This is a genomic window from Microcoleus vaginatus FACHB-2002 (assembly GCF_040004035.1).
GTDB lineage: Bacteria > Cyanobacteriota > Cyanobacteriia > Cyanobacteriales > Microcoleaceae > Microcoleus > Microcoleus vaginatus_C.
Genome location: NZ_JAMPLN010000014.1, coordinates 22,768 through 40,889, shown reverse-complemented (window position 1 = coordinate 40,889; position 18,122 = coordinate 22,768). Strand labels below are relative to the sequence as shown.

Annotated in this window: 15 protein-coding genes; 13 read left to right on the top strand and 2 right to left on the bottom strand. The window is 46.6% G+C overall.

All coding sequences use genetic code 11. The features are described 5' to 3' along the window. Positions 1-103: 103 nt before the first annotated feature. From NDI35_RS14015 to NDI35_RS14005, 3 genes are all read left to right on the top strand, one after another. A complete protein-coding gene (locus NDI35_RS14015; RefSeq protein ID WP_445313266.1) occupies positions 104-310 on the top strand; it encodes a hypothetical protein in 207 nt (68 codons plus the stop codon). A 164-nt stretch (positions 311-474) separates the two neighbouring features. Continuing rightward, the gene (locus NDI35_RS14010) at positions 475-2,118 is read left to right on the top strand and encodes a WD40 domain-containing protein (protein WP_445313265.1); all 1,644 of its coding nucleotides are present in this window, start codon (positions 475-477) and stop codon (positions 2,116-2,118) included. Positions 2,119-2,231: 113 nt separating this feature from the next. After that, the gene (locus tag NDI35_RS14005) at positions 2,232-2,876 is read left to right on the top strand and encodes a Uma2 family endonuclease (protein WP_445313264.1); all 645 of its coding nucleotides are present in this window, start codon (positions 2,232-2,234) and stop codon (positions 2,874-2,876) included. A gap of 73 nt (positions 2,877-2,949) precedes the next feature. Here NDI35_RS14005 and NDI35_RS14000 read toward each other — a convergent pair whose 3' ends face one another. Then, positions 2,950-3,147, bottom strand: a complete 198-nt coding sequence (locus NDI35_RS14000; protein ID WP_332970604.1) for a helix-turn-helix transcriptional regulator — start codon at positions 3,145-3,147, stop codon at positions 2,950-2,952. Positions 3,148-3,319: 172 nt separating this feature from the next. Here NDI35_RS14000 and NDI35_RS13995 point away from each other — a divergent pair, with 172 nt between their 5' ends. From NDI35_RS13995 to NDI35_RS13950, 10 genes are all read left to right on the top strand, one after another. Beyond that, positions 3,320-3,529: a hypothetical protein gene (locus tag NDI35_RS13995; protein ID WP_445313263.1), complete on the top strand. Its 210-nt coding sequence runs from the start codon at positions 3,320-3,322 to the stop codon at positions 3,527-3,529. Positions 3,530-3,843: 314 nt separating this feature from the next. Beyond that, positions 3,844-7,026, top strand: coding sequence for an ABC transporter ATP-binding protein (locus NDI35_RS13990; RefSeq protein ID WP_445313262.1), 3,183 nt, complete (start codon positions 3,844-3,846; stop codon positions 7,024-7,026). 49 nt (positions 7,027-7,075) lie between these two features. After that, positions 7,076-7,867, top strand: coding sequence for an ABC transporter permease (locus NDI35_RS13985; RefSeq protein WP_333372953.1), 792 nt, complete (start codon positions 7,076-7,078; stop codon positions 7,865-7,867). A gap of 193 nt (positions 7,868-8,060) precedes the next feature. Next, positions 8,061-8,963 carry an Rpn family recombination-promoting nuclease/putative transposase gene (locus tag NDI35_RS13980; RefSeq protein WP_445313261.1) on the top strand — a complete coding sequence of 301 codons (903 nt, stop codon included), beginning with the start codon at positions 8,061-8,063 and terminating at the stop codon, positions 8,961-8,963. Between the two features lie 146 nt (positions 8,964-9,109). Further along, positions 9,110-11,251, top strand: coding sequence for a GldG family protein (locus NDI35_RS13975; protein ID WP_445313260.1), 2,142 nt, complete (start codon positions 9,110-9,112; stop codon positions 11,249-11,251). 156 nt (positions 11,252-11,407) lie between these two features. Then, positions 11,408-12,073 (top strand): DUF4340 domain-containing protein, encoded by a 666-nt coding sequence (locus NDI35_RS13970; protein ID WP_445313259.1) that lies wholly within the window; start codon positions 11,408-11,410, stop codon positions 12,071-12,073. Between the two features lie 256 nt (positions 12,074-12,329). After that, a complete protein-coding gene (locus NDI35_RS13965) occupies positions 12,330-13,460 on the top strand; it encodes an ABC transporter ATP-binding protein (protein WP_445313258.1) in 1,131 nt (376 codons plus the stop codon). 221 nt (positions 13,461-13,681) lie between these two features. Further along, entirely contained in the window at positions 13,682-14,812 is a 1,131-nt protein-coding gene (locus tag NDI35_RS13960) for an ABC transporter substrate-binding protein (RefSeq protein ID WP_445313257.1), read from the top strand. Positions 14,813-14,966: 154 nt separating this feature from the next. After that, complete coding sequence (locus NDI35_RS13955; RefSeq protein ID WP_333078793.1) at positions 14,967-15,878, top strand: ABC transporter permease; 912 nt, start codon at positions 14,967-14,969, stop codon at positions 15,876-15,878. A gap of 140 nt (positions 15,879-16,018) precedes the next feature. Beyond that, on the top strand, positions 16,019-16,864 hold the full coding sequence (locus NDI35_RS13950; protein WP_333078794.1) for an ABC transporter permease: 846 nt from the start codon (positions 16,019-16,021) through the stop codon (positions 16,862-16,864). Positions 16,865-16,992: 128 nt separating this feature from the next. Here NDI35_RS13950 and NDI35_RS13945 read toward each other — a convergent pair whose 3' ends face one another. Then, entirely contained in the window at positions 16,993-17,811 is an 819-nt protein-coding gene (locus tag NDI35_RS13945) for an acyl-CoA desaturase (RefSeq protein ID WP_445313256.1), read from the bottom strand. Between the last annotated feature and the right edge of the window lie 311 nt (positions 17,812-18,122).

Below are 18,122 nucleotides of genomic sequence, written 5' to 3'. Positions count from 1 at the left end.
ACTTAATCATGGGTTACTACTTAGGAAATAAGTAAATAGAAGGAAGAAAGTAAATTTTATTTGTGGTATTTTTGCTAAAGTTAAGCGTTTAGGATAATTTTTTATGCAACAAAACCCGATCGCCAGAAAGCATCTTGTTTGGAGCCTGCTCACTGGTTTAGCAGTCGGCGCGATCGCAGGCGCACCCCTCGGCTGGATGGCTAATGGGTATTATTCCGATCAGCGTTTGGCTCAAATTCTGATTTGCCGAGAAAAGAATAGAGATCAGCCAGTGGCTATTGTTGAGGCTAGGTGCGGTTCCCGATTCTAAATTTTTCTGCTAGCCAGAGGGCTGTGTCAAATATTTTTAGGCTTGTGCAAATGTCGAAAGTTCGATCGTCGCGCAGGCGTTTTGGCGTTCTCAACCGTCAATATGCCACAAACCGGAAAAGTTATGCGTCAGTGGATATGTGGGTATGTTAAATTTACACAATAATGAATTACAGCAGAACAATTCCGGCTATTTTGAGTGCTACGATCGCCCTGAGTTCGATCGCCCTCATCCCACTGACATCACCTCAAATTGCCCTCGCATTAACCGCCGACAAAGTTAAAACCGTTGCCCAACAAATTACTGTTCGCATCCAGGGGCCAAAAGGCGGTTCAGGAGTAATTTTAGAGAAACAAGGCAGCACATACTATATTCTCACAAACTGGCACGTTATCGATAAAGCCGGCGATTACGAGGTCGTAACTCCCGACGGCAAAGCTCACTCTGTATACTATAGCCTCGTGCGGCGAGTGCCAGGAATGGATTTAGCCGTCGTGCCCTTCAGCAGCACTCAAAGCTACCCCCTGGCTCAATTAGCCAATTCCGCAGCAACTAAGGGAAACAAGGCTTATGTGGCCGGCTGGCCGATATCCGGCGGTTCTCTCAGACAGCCGATTTTCATCGCCACGGAAGGTCAGCTAACCGGCCGCCAAACTCCCTGGAACGGTTATACTTTGGTATACAACAACTTAGTGAGAGCGGGAATGAGCGGCGGGCCGGTACTCGATGATGCAGGCCGAGTTGTCGCAATTAACGGCATTGTCAGGTTAGAGGAAAACTCTGATAAAATCGTGGCGGCGGGAATAGAAATTAATACTTTCATGAAATGGCGATCGACTATTTCGCTGCCAGCAGTTCCCCAATCTCCTACTGCCGGAAACCCAAAAACTCCGGCGAATAATGCGCCCCGCACGCCCGCAAGTGCGATCGCCTTTGCTGCCACAAATACCCTCAAAGGGCCTTCGGAAGTTGTCAGTTCCCTTGCCCTAGCTTCCGCTTATTTTACTACAGGAAATAGCAACGGCACTATCTCAGTTTGGAATTTTCCCAGCGGGCAATTAAAAACTACCCTGCAAGGTCACACGGAAGCAGTAAACGCATTGGCCGCGAGTGCGGACTCCAAGGTGTTAGCTAGCGGCAGCGACGACAAAACTGTGAAAATTTGGAATTTAGAAACTGGCGCGGTTGTACGCACTTTGAGCGGGCATTCAAATGCAGTTTCGAGCGTTGCCGTTAGTCCCGACGGTCAATTTGTAGCCAGCGGTAGTTGGGACAAAACGATTAAGATTTGGAACCCGAAAACAGGAGAGTTGCTGCGGACTTTGACCGGGCATTCTGGGTTGGTGAATGCTGTTGCAATTAGTCCCGACAACAAAACTTTAGCTAGCGGCAGCAAAGATGGTTCAATTAGGTTGTGGAATTTAGCTACAGGTCAAGCAATTCGCACAATTAGTGGCAAAAACTTGTCTGTTTTGTCGCTAGCTTTTACTCCCGACGGCAAAAGTTTAGCGGCGGGAAACAGCAATGGCACTGTTGGGTTATGGAATGCGGGAAACGGACAGTTAATTCGGCGTTTAAGCGGGCATACTGACGGGGTTTGGTCGGTGGCTTTCAGTCGGGATGGCACTACGCTGGTTACTGGGAGTTGGGATAAGAGTGTGAGACTTTGGGATGTGCGATCGGGCGAATTGAGAGGTAATTTGAGCGGTCATGCTGGCTACGTTAGCGCTGTGGCGATTAGCAGCGACGGTAAGACTATTGTTAGTGCGGGTTGGTTGGGGGAAATTAAGATTTGGAAAAGGAGTTGAGATTTTTTTGATTTAACCGCAGAGGGCGCAGAGGGCGCAGAGGAAGAGTAGAGAGAACAGGGTTTGCATTTGATTGAGTGGTGTTATACGATCGAGATATTTGGGAGAAAAAAATGAGTGGACTAAAGACTAAATTGCCAACTGATATCTGGGTAGTAGCAACATGGGAAGAATTCATCGCGATGGCAGATGACCCAGCTTACAGTAAAGCCAAATGCTATTACCGCAACGGACAAATGAGGATTGAAACTATGTCAGTAGGGCCTGATCATGCTAGAGACAATGGAAGTATTTTTTTAGGAGTGAGTCTGTTCTGTATTGCGAAAGCTATCCCTTTAAATGGTTTGGATAACTGTAGCTACCGTAAAACAGGAGTCCGAGAGTGTCAGCCCGACGTATCTTACTATATTGGAGAAAGAGCGCCATTAGCACCTAAAGGAACTTCGATCGCAAGTCTTGACGTTACCCCACCGCCAGATTTAGTCATAGAAGTTGCTGACTCAACTTTGGCTGATGATATTGGTGAAAAACGGTTGCTTTACGAAGAGTTAAAAGTCGCTGAATATTGGGTAGTAGACGTGCAGAAATCTCAAATTATTGCCTTTGCTATTATTGCTGATAATGGCAGTCGGCGGCTTGTTCAATCGGAAGTTTTGCCGGGATTAACTATTGCTGTCTTGGAAGAGGCTTTGCGGCGGAGTCGCACTGAAGATCAAGCACAGGTAGGGGCTTGGTTGTTGGCTCAATTTCAGCAGTAATCCAAATAGAAAGCGATCGCCCTCTCTGCAAAAAAGCGCGATTGTCCAACCTACTTTATCTTAACTCCCCAAGCTAAACTACTAAATCTTCGATCGAGAATTTCAATAAGTCGCACAGGGCTTTCATCTGTGCTGGGTATAGCTTGGGGACGTGTCTGTCGGTTTCCCAGTTGATGACTGTGGATTCCACCACATTACACGCTCTTGCCACTTGTATTCGAGTCAAACCTAGACTTTCACGTCTTTCTCTTAGCTTTTGCCCCAGCGTCATTATCTATCCCGTACTTAGTTCAGTTGATTATATTTATTCAGTTGACTATATGTAGTTGAGGTCTTAGTCTATAGACAGACACAAAGTCTAACAAAAGTCAAAAGCCAGTCCGCGCCCTAGACAAGCATTGAACTGGCTTTGGCTCCAACACTGAATGGAGACAAACTTAATTATGCCCTACAAACAGCGCCTTAACAGGTGGTTGGTTGTTCGCCTGCTTCCCAATATGCAGCGAATCACTCTAGCCCACTTTTTCAGACATTCCGATGCTGACGGCTATCTGCGGATCGTCGGGCAGTTAATCCCCAAGGCTCAATTTGTGATTGTTTTTAATGCCGATATCAACCTAGAAACAGCGTCTAAGAACATCGAAGGCAGCTAGTTGAGGGTTCGGTTAGGCACGGACTCTACTGGTAGGGTGCGTCGGTTGGTAGCGATTCGATGTACATCGGCTACTCATTTCCGGACTCCGCACCCTGCTACCTAGCATTTTGCTTCAAAGTCCGATCGACCCTTATGATAGATTTGGTTCTTGCCAGACTACACTGGAAGACAAAATCAAATTAAAAATTTCGCCATAAATTCGATCGACCCGCCGATCGGGCGGGACTCTCAAATTCGTGGAACAGGCGTCCCGCCTGTGGTTGGCAAAGTAAATCTAAAATCTAAAACCTAAAATCGCGTGACTTCTGACAAATGATTGAAGTAGAACACTTAAGCAAAACTTACGGTTCGACCGCAGCGATCGCGGACGTGTCTTTTTCGGTCGAATCAGGAGAAATTCTCGGTTTTTTGGGGCCAAACGGCGCGGGCAAAACCACAACGATGCGGATTTTGTCGGGATATTTGCCGGCATCCAGCGGTACGGCCCGCATCGCCGGCATGGATGTTCACGAAGACTCGATGGCCGTCAGACAGCGCATCGGCTATCTGCCGGAAAACCCGCCACTGTATCCAGAAATGACTGTGGAAGGGTTTCTGTTTTTTGTCGCCCGGATCAAGCAAGTACCTGCGGGCGATCGCGCGCGACGAGTTACCTCCGCGATCGAACGCTGCGGCCTGGTTGATAAACGCAAAGTTTTAATCCGCAAGCTTTCTAAAGGATTTCGCCAGCGCGTAGGTATCGCGCAGGCGATCGTCCACGATCCGCCAGTGATTATCCTAGACGAACCAACCGTCGGCCTCGACCCCCGACAAATCATCGAAGTCCGCAATTTAATCAAAAGTCTTGGCGGCCAGCACACAATCATCCTTTCCACGCACATTCTGCCGGAAGTCAGCATGACTTGTAACCGCGTCACCATCATCAATCGCGGAAAAATCGTCGCTGCGGGTAGTCCCGAAAATTTGATGGGAGAGTTGGCCGCCGGAGAGGGCTACGAACTCGAAGTTGAAGGCGAGGGGGATTTGGTAAACAGTCTGCTGTTGCCTTCTTTGGAAAACTTGCGGGGAGTTCGATCGGTGGAATTGATTCCAAGCAATCAATTTTTAGTGGGTCGCTACCGCCTGCGGGCATTGTGCGAACCGGACATAGAACCCGGACGAGAAATTGCCACAGCTATCCTCGCCTCTGGATTCGGACTCTGCGAAATGCGCCGCAATCGGGCTAGTTTGGAAGATGTGTTTTTAAGGCTGACAGCGGCTGAAAAGAAACCGGAAAATCTGGTGCACAGCGAACCGGAGGTCGATCAAAATCTGCAAGAAGCGGCAACAACTCAAGAGTCGATCGCGGATTATCATCAATCCGAATCGCAACCGATTGTCGAAAATCGGCAAGTTTCAGATAGGCAAGAGTCTCTCTATGATTCTCATTCAGCATCAGAACCAGTTGCAGAAACCGTAGAGTTGAGAGAACATCCTCAACCAGCATCAGAACCAGTTGCAGAAACCGTAGAGTTGAGAGAACATCCTCAACCAGCATCAGAACCAGTTGCAGAAACCGTAGAGTTGAGAGAACATCCTCAACCAGCATCAGAACCAGTTGCAGAAACCGTAGAGTTGAGAGAACATCCTCAACCAGCATCAGAACCAGTTGCAGAAACCGTAGAGTTGAGAGAACATCCTCAACCAGCATCAGAACCAGTTCCAGAAACCGTAGAGTTGAGAGAACATCCTCAACCAGAATCAGAACCAGTTCCAGAAACCGTACAGCCGATAAAAGGGAAGCATCTCAGTTTGGGTGTCACAGGAACCAGATCATCTTACTCGCTACAGATATCTAAACAAGCAAGCAGGATGCTCACTTTTGTAAAAAATGTTTTTTATAAAAGGGAGATACTCCCGATAGAACCTACTCCACCAGCCCCAGTTGTCGAAAATCTAGAAGTTTCACAAACCGTAGAGTCGATCGAACCTTCTCCACCAGAATCCGAACCAGTTGTCGAAACCGTAGAGTCGATCGAGCATCCTCAACCAGAACCGGTAGTCGAAAATCTAGAAGTTTCAGAAACCGTAGAGTCGATCGAGCATCCTCAACCAGAACCGATAGTCGAAAATCTAGAAGTTTCAGAAACTCTAGAGTCGATCGAGCATCCTCAACCAGAACCGGTAGTCGAAAATCTAGAAGTTTCAGAAACCGTAGAGTCGATAGAACATCCTCAACCAGAACCGATAGTCGAAAATCTGCAAGTTTCAGACACAGTAGAGTCGATCGAACATCATCAACCAGAACCGATAGTCGAAAATCTGCAAGTTTCAGACACAGTAGAGTCGATCGAACATCATCAACCAGAACCAATAGTCGAAAATCTGCAAGTTTCAGAAACAGTAGAGTCGATCGAGCATCCTCAACCAGAACCGATAGTCGAAAATCTGCAAGTTTCAGAAACAGTAGAGTCGATCGAGCATCCTCAGTCAGAATCTGAACCAGTTGTAGAAACAGTAGAGTCGATCGAGCATCCTCAGTCAGAATCTGAACCAGTTGTAGAAACAGTAGAGTCGATCGAGCATCCTCAACCAGAACCGATAGTCGAAAATCTGCAAGTTGTAGAAACCGTAGAGTCGATAGAACATCCTCAACCAGAACCGATAGTCGAAAGGCAAGAGTCGATCGACTATTCTCAACGAGAATCCGAACCAATTACAGAAACAGCAGAGGAAATAAGCGATTTAGAACCAGGAATGCAACCAGTGGCAGATTTTCTGGAAACTGTAGAAAGACAAGAGTCGATAGAACATCCTCAACCAGAACCGGTTGTCGAAAATCTGCTCATTGTCGAAACAGTAGAGTCGATAGAACATCCTCAACCAGAACCGGTTGTCGAAAATCTAGAAGTTTCAGAAACGGTAGAGTCGCTAGAACATCCTCAACCAGAACCGGTTGTCGAAAATCTACTTATTGTAGAAACAGTAGAGTCGATCGAGCATTCTCAACCAGAATCCGAACCGATTTTCGATTCACCAAAGTCGATCGAGCCTTCTCAACCAGAACCGATTGTCGAAAATCTAGAAGTTTCAGAAACGGTAGAGTCGCTAGAACATCCTCAACCAGAACCGGTTGTCGAAAATCTACTTATTGTAGAAACAGTAGAGTCGCTCAAGCATTCTCAACCAGAATCCGAACCGATTTTCGATTCACCAAAGTCGATCGAGCCTTCTCAACCAGCAGCGGTTGTCGAAAATCTCGAAGTTTCAGAAACACCAAAGTCGATCGAACGTTCTCAACCAGAACCCGAACCGATTTTAGATTCACCAAAGTCGAGCGAGCATTCTCAACCAGAATCCCAACAAGTTGTAAAAAATCGGCCACTTAAAAAAAAGCCACAACCGAGTAGCGATTCTCGGATCGAACAGTCGCCTATGACCAAAAAGCGGCAAATAGAAAGGAAGCAAAAGGATAGCAACGACAGCGAAACACCACCTGCAGGCAACTCAGAATAAACCAATTACCAATGACCAATTACCCCTTCCCAATTCCTCAAGGTTAGTAATGATTAGTAATATTATCGCCATTTACCGCAAAGAACTACAAAGCTATTTTGCATCGCCATTAGCCTATGCCATCGCAGCAGTCTTTTGGCTAATCACCGGCTACTTTTTAATAGCCATCCTCCTCGCCCCCGACGGGTTAATTCCTCAAATCGGCCAGCGAGACCAAATGGGAATTACCGAACCTCCCATTGACGTAGCCTACGAATTCCTGCAACTCTTTCTGCGAATTATGGGTTCCCTTTCGTTGTTCGTACTACCCGCACTCTCAATGGGGCTTTACGCTGAAGAACGCAAACGGGGAACCTTAGAACTATTAGCCACATCGCCCTTAACAAACTGGGCAGTTGCTACCGGCAAACTCCTCGGCGTTTTAACATTTTATACCACCATGTTGCTGCCCCTGCTGTTCTGCGAGGCGATCGCCCTCAGTTCCTCAACCCCGCCCGTACCCCCCGGAGTTCTTCTGCTAGGACACGGTGGCTTAATCTTACTAGCAGCAGGAGTATTGTCCCTCGGAATGTTTATTTCCTCCCTCACCGACAGCACAATTTTATCAGCCATCCTCACCTTCACTCTAGTATTATTTCTCTGGGTGATCGATGCAGTCGCCGTCAGTATCGGTGGCCCCTTCGGAACGGCATTAGGACATTTGTCGCTCCTAACAAATTACACCAATCTTGTCAAGGGAGTTTTCGATACCAGCAGTTTAATTATGTTTGCCAGTTACATCATTTTAGGAGTATTTCTGACCGCCCAATCCATCGATGCGCTGCGATATCAGCGTTCCTAAAAGCATCATGGAAGGCTTCGGGGAATAAAGAGGAAAGAGTGGGAAAGTAGGAGATTTGGATACTTGCACATTAAAGGAAACACCACCAATTCCCAATGCCCAATTCCCCATTCCCAATGCCCCATTCCCAATCCCCAATTCCCCATTCCCCATCCCCAATTAATGTTAGTTATTCCACTAATTTCTTGAAATAATGAGATTTATCAATCCAAAAATCGACTTTGCGTTCAAAAAAATATTCGGTTCCAACGACAGCAAAGACATCCTGATTAATTTTTTAAACGCTATCCTTTATGAAGCCCAGCCGGTCATCGAAGACTTAGAAATAATCGACTCCCAACCAGAACCTCCAACTCTGGCAACCCAAGACACACACCTAGATGTCAAAGCCACAATTAACGGCGGCAGAATCGCCCTAGTTGAAATTCAACTGATCAACGTGCCTTCCTTTGGAAACAGAGTTTTGTACAACGCTGCCAAAAGCTACAGCCAGCAATTAACAGGAAAAGAACGCTACGAAAGACTAAAAACAGTAATTTCATTGAAAATTGCCGACTTTGAAATGTTTGAAAATCAGCCGGAATTTATGTCAAAGTTTGTTTTCCAAGAAAAAGAGCAACAGTTTGAGTGTCCAGATACTGAAATAGAATTAGTATTTATCGAACTGCCCAAATTTAGCAAGGAATTAGCAGAATTAGAAACAGCCGCAGATCAATGGATTTACTTTCTCGAAAATACCAGCACTCTGCAGACAGTACCAGAAACACTCAGTGCAGTTCCCGAAATTCAGAAAGCTTTTAGAATTGCCAGCGAGGAAAACTTCACTCAGGAAGAATTAAATGAATTGCAGAAGCAAGAACTGTGGATTCAAGACCAGCAGATTGCCATAGATGTAGCCAGAGAACAGGTGACAAAAACTGCTCAACTATCGTTAATATTGCGTCAGCTAGTGAAGCGTTTAGGCACAATACAACCGGAAACCGAAAACTGCATCCGTCAATTAGGGATACAGGAATTAGAAGCACTAGGAGATGCCGTGCTGGATTTCAACAAGCCGTCAGATTTAACAGCATGGTTGCAGGCTAATGCGATATAGAATAAGCTGTTGCGGGATTTAAATTGTATGTCAAAAAACAATAAAACAATGAGTGGGGTGGGCGGACGCCCGCCCAGAATATGCAATTTAAATGCGCGAGAGCTTAACATCCTCGACCCGGAAATTTTTCCCTCAATATTTACCCTATGAAAATTAGCAAAACAAATTGGAAATATGTTTTTTTGCTGGGCCCCCTGCTCATCGCAGCGGGGGTAACAGCAGCACTTGTATCTGGAGTATGGGACCCCCTGACAGTCGGTTTAGTTATTGCCGGAGCAGTGACGATCGCACTTTGGCTGCTATATTTGAGTTACGAACAAAGCTTTTGGGGGCAGCGTTCCACTCAAGCCAGCACTAACGCCCTGATTGCTACCCTCGCCGTCTTTGTGATTCTCGGAGTAATTAACTTCATAGCCGTTCGCTATCCCGTCCGCATCGACTTAACCGAAAGCCAACAATTTACCCTCGCCCCGCAGACTCAACAAATACTGCGAAACCTGCAACAAACAGTCAAAGTTTGGGTATTTGACCCCATCCAAAACCCCCAAATTAAAGAATTGCTGCAAAGCTACAAACGCGAGGGAGGCGAAAAATTCCAATTCGAGTTTGTTGACCCGCAGGCCCAACCTGGAAAAGCGCGGGAATTTAGCATTACCAGCATCGGAGAAGTTTACCTGCAATCCGGCGACAAAAAACAAGTTCTGCAAAAAGGTGGCACTGCTTTTGGTAGCGACCCAAATCAAGGTCTTTCAGAGATAAAACTGACCAATGCCTTAGAAGAAATCCTGAGCACTCGCGTTGCTACAGTTTACTTTTTGCAAGGCAAAGGAGCCCGCCCGATAAAAGAAGGTCAAGGCGGAATTCAGCAAGCTGAAAAAGCTTTGAAAGATAAATACTACAACGCCCAAACGCTGAATTTGACCGAACGCAAAGAAGTGCCAGAAGATGCAGATGCTTTAATCATTCCTGGGCAGGACAAACCGTTTTCCGATACAGAAATTAAAGCACTAAGAGCTTATCTCGATCGCGGCGGCAGTTTATTGTTAATGGTAGACCCGGCAATTGATACGGGATTGGACAAATTTCTGCAAGAATGGGGCGTCAAACTAGACGCCCGTTTGGCCATCGATGCTTCGGGCACTGGTCAAAGATTTGGTCTGGGCCCCACGGTTCCGACAGTCAGGCGCTACGGCGAACATCCGATTACTCAAAGTTTTGGCACCGGCATTTCATTTTATCCGTTTGCGCGTGCTTTGGAAATTTCTCCAGTAGAAGGGATAGAGGAAAAACCTCTGATTTGGACGAGTCAGGAAAGTTGGGCGGAAAGTGATTTGACGACGAGGAAATTGGAGTTCGATCAGAAGACCGATCGACAAGGCCCGCTATTATTAGGTGTAGCTTTAGTTCGATCGTCCACTGACAGCACTCCCTTAAAGCCCTCACCTTCACCAACACCAACTTCGCCCTCGCCTTCACCTCAAGCATCACCGGCAACGCCATCGCCTTCACCCCAAGCATCGCCGACAGATTTCCCATCGCCGACAGATTCACCATCACCGACAGATTCCCCATCGCCGACAGATTCACCATCGCCGACAACTTCGCCATCACCGACAGATTCACCATCGCCGACAACTTCGCCATCACCGACAGATTCACCATCGCCGACAACTTCGCCATCACCTACCGACTCGCCATCGCCGACAACTTCGCCATCACCGACAACTTCGCCATCACCGGCAACTTCGCCATCGCCGACCGACTCGCCATCGCCGACAACTTCGCCATCGCCGACAACTTCGCCAACAGCTTCCCCAATCAGCTATTCAGTGATTGTCTCGCAAGAAGCTACGCCTCCAGCATTACCGACGACTTCGCCAACACCGGCAGCATCTCCCACAGCATCTCCCACAGCATCTCCCACAGAACCTGCAGAAAGTTCGCCAACACCAACACCCGCAGCATCTCCCACAGCATCTCCCAGTCCAACCGCAACTCCTTCCGCGCCTTCAACTCCTAGAAAAACATCGCGAATGGTAGTAATTGGCACATCTCAATTTGTGACTAACGGTTGGTTTGACCAACAACTCAATAGCGACGTGTTTCTCAATTCAGTCAGTTGGTTGAGTAAACCAGACCAGCAAAGCTTTTCTATCAGTCCGAAAAAAGCTACCAACCGCCGTATTAACATGACGGCCATTCAAGTAGGATTGCTGGTGTTAGCTTGGCTAATGTGGCCTTTACTCGGACTGGGAATTGGCGGCGCTATCTGGTGGAAGAGAAGATAAGTTAGTTGACGGTTGACTGTTGACTGTTGACTGTTGTCAGTTGACAGTTGTCATTTGTTAATCCTTTGCTGTGGCTAATAACAAATAACCCATAACATTAATCAACAGTCAACAGTTAACAATGCCCAATGCCCAATGCCCAATGCCCAATGCCCAATGTCCAATGCCCAATTCGCTGTTACTATGAAATTGCAGAAAAATACATTAGTATTGATAGCCGTCGCGTTGAGCATGACTGGGCTGGTTGCTTTGTTCGAGATGCAAGTGTCTCCGAAACAGGAAGCCGCTAAGGAAGAAAAACAGAAAATTTTTGCTTTTAACTCCGATCGCATACAATTCTTTACAGTCAAAACTCCCGAAAAAATATTGACTTTTGAACGAGTTTATGCTACAAAAGGAGGCAAGTCTAGCTGGGAAATGAAATTGCCAGTGCAAGCACACGCGAGTCAGGCATCGGTGGATTTTTTGCTAGACAGGCTGGCAACAGGAAAGAGCGATCGCACGATTAATACTACTGCTGCTCAACTGCCAGAATTCGGTCTCGACCAACCCCAAGCTACAGTCACAGTAAAACTGGACAACCAGGAAACTCACCGCCTAGTTTTAGGCAAAACAGACTTTAGCGGCCGCTTCTTGTACGCTCAAGCCAATCCGCCGGAAGCGCCCCCTCAAAATTCAGCCGAAAATTTGCCCGTGCTGCTAGTGCCTTTTGACTTTAAAAATGCCGTCCAGCGACCTTTGTCAGAGTGGAAAAAAGCAGAAGAACCCAAAACAGAGAAACCGCAAAAACCCTCTCCCACGCCAAGTCCAGAGAATCAATAGATGGTCGATCGATCTGAGATGTTGCACCATTCTCAATAAGCGTTCTATGAACAGGCTTTCCGGCCTGTTCCACCAAGAGTGAATTTTCTAGTGGAACAGGGATCTTGCCTGTTGCTGACAATGGTGCGCTCTGGGATAGAATTTAAAGAACAAATCCCAAAACCTGTTACATCCAACATTCCTCACCTAAAATACAGAAAAGTCTAAACTTAAACTGTATTTAAGTGGCGTGCATTACCCCCAGGAAAGGGCGAATATGTTTCAGACAGCACTCAACCAAGGTACGACAGCAACGGATACAGCGCTTGACGTTGAACTCCGCAAGGTCTTTAAGGTATTTAACGGCGAAACCGCAGTCCGCGGAGTTGACCTCAACATCCGCCAAGGAGAATTTTTTAGCATCCTCGGGCCTAGCGGCTGCGGCAAGACTACGACCCTGCGGTTAATCGCTGGGTTCGAGACTCCCTCGGCGGGCGAATTGATGATTCGCGGCCAGTCGATGACCAACACTCCAGCTTACCGCCGTCCGGTAAATACTGTGTTTCAAAGCTATGCTTTGTTCGGACACATGAATGTCTGGGATAACATCGCTTTTGGATTGCGGATCAAAAAGCTGGGGAAAGGAGAAATTGAAGAACGGGTACGGGAAGTTTTGCAATTGGTGAAAATGGAATCTTTCGCCAACAGGTTTCCCGGTCAAATGTCGGGCGGCCAGCAGCAGCGGGTGGCTTTGGCGAGAGCTCTGGTAAATCGACCGGCGGTTTTGCTGCTGGACGAACCCTTGGGTGCTCTGGATTTGAAGTTGCGGAAGCAGATGCAGTTGGAACTGTCGAATTTGCATCAAGAATTGGGTTTGACTTTTGTGATGGTGACTCACGACCAAGAAGAGGCGATGAGTCTGTCTGACCGGATTGCGGTGATGCACGAGGGGAGGATCGAGCAAATTGGCTCTCCTGAAGAAATTTATGAGTGCCCGCAGACGGCTTTTGTGGCGGATTTTATTGGCGATACGAATTTGTTTGCGGGTACGGTAGAATCGATCGACCGATCGACTATCACAGTTCGCACATCAGCCAATCTGAAAATAGTCGTTCAGCAGTCGGATATGTGGAGTGGTGTCACAGGCGACTCTGTTGTGGTCAGCGTTCGGCCGGAAAAAGTATATTTGAATCTCTACCAGCCGGAAGTGTCGGTCAACTGTTTTGAAGGGCGGCTCAAAAATACTATGTACATGGGCACGCACGTTCATTACGTCGTTGAGTTGGCGTCGGGCGATAAAATTACTGTACGCCAGCCAAATACCGGCGGTTCTTTCCCAGACCCGCACACGCCGATTTACGCTTATTGGGGAACTACTGATTGTCTCGCTTTGACCGATCGAGCATAATTGGGAAACGAAGGAAGTTCGGCAACGGATTCGCTTTCGGAGGATGTAACGGATGTAACGGATATCAAGAAGAAGGAAGAAGGAAGAAGGAAGAGGGGGAGAAGGGGAGAATTCCCCCATTACCAATTATTCCTTATTACAAATTCTCAAATCTAAAATCGAATTTCCCAATCCCCAATTCCCCAATCTAAAATCTAAAATCTAAAATCTAAAATCTAACTGTGCCTCCGACTAACTTACCAATTTCCAGGATTTTCCCGGCTAATTCTACACGCCGTCAGTTCCTAAAAAATTCGGCGGCGACAATTTCCGGGTTAGCTCTTTCGAGTTGTGGCTGGCGACTTGCAGACGTACAATCTGCTCCTCCCGTCAAAGGTTCGGCAGACCAACTTTTTATCTATACTTGGGCAGGCTATACCGATGAAGCTTTGCTCGATCGCTTTGCCGAAAAAACCGGCATTCGCGTGGTTGCAGATGTATTTGACTCCAATGAGGCGATGCTGGCTAGAGTTCAAGCTGGCGGTGGCCGGGCCTACAGCATCATTTACCCGTCTGACTACATGGTGATTCAGATGACGGAACTGGGGCTGTTAACCCCGTTAGACCACTCGATTTTGGGCGGACTCGATCGGCTCAAAAAACAGTTCCAAAACCCTGTTTATGACCCAGGAAACCGCTACAGCGTGCCTTTGAGTTGGGGAACCACAGGCTTAATTTACAACAGCGAACAACTCAAAGAAGAGCCAGAAGATTGGGACTATTTGTGGCAGCATAAACAGGAGTTAGCAAAGCGAATGACGCTGGCAAATGATGTTCGAGAAGTGATGGGTGCTGCGCTGCGGATGTTGGGCTATTCTCTCAATTCTACGAACGCAGACCAAGTGAAACAAGCTTACGAAAAGTTGGTGGAACTCAAACCGGCGATCGCATCTTTTACCACTGATGCTTGGCGGCCGCAAATGCTGACGGGGGATTTGAAGGTAGCTATGTGTTATTCTTCTGATGCTAATGAGGTAATTCCAGATAATGACAAATTGCGCTATGTTGTGCCAAAAAGCGGTTCTTCTCTGTGGACTGACACTTTAGTAATTCCTAAAGGTGCTCCCAATCCAGAAGCAGCTTATAAGTGGATTAACTTTATGCTGCAAGCCGATGTCGCTGCTTCTTTAGTAGAACGGCTCAGTTTCTCAACTCCTTCGGAAGATGCTTTTAGTTTGCTGACGCCGGAAGTCCGCGAAAATGAAATTCTTTTCCCTTCTGAGGCTACTTTGAAAAATTGCGAAGGTGTGGCTCCGGTAGGAAAATTTATAGACGTGTACGATCGCTATTGGACTAAATTAACCAGCGGCTAATCATCAAACGGAGGGCGGGTTCTACAGGCAATCTCTAGTTATAACCCAATATTTACATCAACCCGCCCCCGTACAGCCGATCGCCCACTCTATCCGTATTATATCCGCGTTAATCCGCGTTCATCAGCGGTTAAAAACTCAAAAAAATTGATCTATGGCTGTTTCAACTAGAACTCCCCCTCCTATTCCTCCCAATTCTTCTTTGAAGGCTGAAACTGTTTCCCCGTGGTCTGCTTGGGCTGGGCCACTAACATTGCTCGGCCCTTCGGGCTTGTTGCTGCTTTTATTATTAGTCATACCAACTTTGGTGATTTTTCAGCTTAGTTTGGTGCCGAATATTAAGCCAGGAGATTTGGTGAATCCTTCGGGAATCGGCAATTACCTGCGAGTGTTTGAGCCGCTGAATTTACAGGTGATGGGTCGATCGCTCTTTTTCGCAACGGGGACTACTATTCTGTGTTTGCTGCTGGGATTTCCCGTCGCTTACTGGATCGCCCTCAATGTCTCGAAAAAGTGGCGGAATTTAACTTTGTTAGGGTTTGTGTTGCCGCTGTGGACTTCTTCGCTGTTGCGATCTTATGCTTGGATTACAATTCTGCGTCCTACGGGGGTTCTCAACTCGGTGCTGGCACTTGTAGGCATTCCTCCTCTAGAATTGCTTAATCAAAGTTCCGCAGTTTTAATCGGCATGGCTTACAGTTATTTGCCTTATATAGTGACCATTCTCTACGCTTCATTGGAAAAGTTAGACCGCAGGTTGCTAGAAGCATCTCAGGATTTGGGTGCGAATCCAGTGGAAACTTTCTGGAAAGTGACAGTACCTCAGACGATGCCGGGAATTGCTGCGGGTTCTTTGCTAGTATTTATTAGCAGTTTGGGCGATTTTGTCGATCCGGAGTTGCTCGGTGGAGCTTCGAGTATGACGGCGGCTCGTTTGATTTACAATCAGTTTTTGGGGGCCACTCAAAATTGGGGGCTGGGTTCTGCTCTGAGTATGGTGTTAATCTTTGCAGTGAGTATCGGAATTGCCCTCTTGCTCAAATATGGCGATCGTAATGCAGTTTAGGATGTTTAAGGAAGAAGGAAGAAGGAAGTTCGGCAACGAGCAATGTACGGGATGTAACTGATGTCAGTTCGATGGAAGAAGGAAGAAAACAATCCTAATCTATTACCAATTAACAATTACCAATTACCGATTACCGAGAAATGGAAAAGACAGCCGAAAATCCACAGGAGGAAATACAAGCCGATATGTACTTAAAACCTAAATTTAAGATTTCTTGGCAGGTAATATTTGCCGTTTTGATGTTTTTTTATATGTACCTGCCCATCCTGGTACTCACATTTTACAGCTTTAACAAATCGCGTTTTAGCGCCGGCTGGGAAGGATTTACTTTAGATTGGTACGTTAAATTATTTAGCGATACGCGGATTTTAGTTGCCCTGAGAAACAGCTTAACAGTGGCTGTTTGTGCAGTTGCAATCTCGGCTGTACTCGGCACTTTGATGGCAGTTGGTTTAGCCCGCTACCGCTTTCCTGGCAAGAGTTTATATCAGGGAGTCTCCTACTTGCCGATTATTATTCCAGATATTGCTACCGCAGTTGCTACTCTGGTATTTTTAGCAGCGCTGGCTATTCCTCTGAGTTTGTGGACAATTGTCGCCGCTCACATTGTGTTTTGTCTGGCTTACATCGCCCTAGCTGTTTCTACTAGATTGGCCGATTTAAACCCGTATTTAGAAGAGGCTGCCTTGGATTTGGGTGCCACGCCTGTTGAAGCTTTTATTCAGGTTTTGCTCCCTCAATTAATACCCGGAATTGTTTCGGGTTGTCTGCTGTCTTTTGTTCTCAGCATGGACGATTTTTTGATTGCGAGTTTTACCGCAGGTAGCGGGACTACAACTCTGCCGATGGAAATTTTTAGCCGGATTCGGACTGGGGTAAAACCTGATATTAATGCTCTCAGCGTGCTGTTGATAGTAGGTTCGGGAGGATTGGCGTTTTTAGCGGAATATTTGCGCGGCCGGGGCGAGCAAAAACGGACTCATTAGTCATTGGTCATTAGTCATTGGTTATTACTCACCAAAAAACCCGGTTTCTTTGAGGAACCGGGTTTCTGAGGCGGTAAGGTACGCAGTTAAAACCCTACAGAGGTTCTGCGTCTAGGACTAAATGGCTGCTACTTTGCTGCTGGTAATTTCACCTTAGTAGCCAAACCTAGTGCTTCCAAGACTTGAATTGTCATCCAAGTGAAGTCTATTTCCCACCAATTCATACCGTGACGCGCAGAGTATTGAAAAGCGTGGTGGTTGTTGTGCCAGCCTTCGCCGTAAGTCAACAGTGCAACCCACCAACAGTTAGTAGAACTATCTTCCGTTTCGTAAGTGCGGTAGCCAAATTTGTGAGTGGCGCTGTTAACAAACCAAGTGCAATGATATACCGCAACTAAGCGGACAAAAATTACCCAAACTACAAAAGGCCAGCCTGCTGCTAAGTAAAGCAACACGCCAAATGCGATTTGAATGGGGAGAAAGTAGTTTTGCAAAAACTGGTAAAAGGGGTCGCTCGAAATGTCTTTTGTGCAGCGAGAAATTTCAGCGTGAGCTGGACCTTTATATAGCATCCAGCCGATGTGACTCCACCAAAAACCCTTTTGGGCATTGTGAGGGTCGAGCGCATTTTGGTCAGAGTTGGTGTGGTGCAATCGGTGCAGCCCAACCCAATCAATTATTCCCCCTTGACAGGCAAGGGCTCCGCAAAATGCTAGAAAGTATTCTACGAATTTTGGTGTCTGAAAACTGCGGTGGGTGAGCATTCGATGCCATCCGAGAGTTATTCCCAAACCGCCGGTTATCCAGTGCATGAATACTGTTAAACCAACTGCTGTCCAATTGAAGTTACTGGGTAGCAGTGCGAATAAAGCGCCGATATGAAGTCCTGCTAAACTAATAACGTGCTTCCAATTGTATTGGAGTTTTTCTTGCGTTGCAATTGTCATTCTCTTTTTGATTTCTGATGAGATGCCGAGCTGAATTCACGCATACAAGTTTTGATTGAGGTAGTGAACTGTTTTGTTGAACACTTGCCCAAACTAATAAATAATGAATGAATGATAGATTTTGGATTAGAATTGAAAAAATTTACCGTTTTGTCTTAACAATAAAAATTTTGGATGCTAAACAAAATTTTTTGTTCCCAAATCTATTATAACTGATTCTGGTTTTGGTTGGGTCGATCGCACCAGGGGATTCGATCTCTGTTCAACCCAACCTATACCGATCGCAAAAACAAGATTAGCCATTGGTCACA

Coding starts and splice junctions, on each gene's coding strand:
- NDI35_RS14015 (WP_445313266.1), top strand. CDS start 104: ATGCAACAAAACCCGATCGCCAGAAAGCATCTTGTTTGGAGCCTGCTC.
- NDI35_RS14010 (WP_445313265.1), top strand. CDS start 475: ATGAATTACAGCAGAACAATTCCGGCTATTTTGAGTGCTACGATCGCC.
- NDI35_RS14005 (WP_445313264.1), top strand. CDS start 2,232: ATGAGTGGACTAAAGACTAAATTGCCAACTGATATCTGGGTAGTAGCA.
- NDI35_RS14000 (WP_332970604.1), bottom strand. CDS start 3,147: ATGACGCTGGGGCAAAAGCTAAGAGAAAGACGTGAAAGTCTAGGTTTG.
- NDI35_RS13995 (WP_445313263.1), top strand. CDS start 3,320: ATGCCCTACAAACAGCGCCTTAACAGGTGGTTGGTTGTTCGCCTGCTT.
- NDI35_RS13990 (WP_445313262.1), top strand. CDS start 3,844: ATGATTGAAGTAGAACACTTAAGCAAAACTTACGGTTCGACCGCAGCG.
- NDI35_RS13985 (WP_333372953.1), top strand. CDS start 7,076: ATGATTAGTAATATTATCGCCATTTACCGCAAAGAACTACAAAGCTAT.
- NDI35_RS13980 (WP_445313261.1), top strand. CDS start 8,061: ATGAGATTTATCAATCCAAAAATCGACTTTGCGTTCAAAAAAATATTC.
- NDI35_RS13975 (WP_445313260.1), top strand. CDS start 9,110: ATGAAAATTAGCAAAACAAATTGGAAATATGTTTTTTTGCTGGGCCCC.
- NDI35_RS13970 (WP_445313259.1), top strand. CDS start 11,408: ATGTCCAATGCCCAATTCGCTGTTACTATGAAATTGCAGAAAAATACA.
- NDI35_RS13965 (WP_445313258.1), top strand. CDS start 12,330: ATGTTTCAGACAGCACTCAACCAAGGTACGACAGCAACGGATACAGCG.
- NDI35_RS13955 (WP_333078793.1), top strand. CDS start 14,967: ATGGCTGTTTCAACTAGAACTCCCCCTCCTATTCCTCCCAATTCTTCT.
- NDI35_RS13950 (WP_333078794.1), top strand. CDS start 16,019: ATGGAAAAGACAGCCGAAAATCCACAGGAGGAAATACAAGCCGATATG.
- NDI35_RS13945 (WP_445313256.1), bottom strand. CDS start 17,811: ATGACAATTGCAACGCAAGAAAAACTCCAATACAATTGGAAGCACGTT.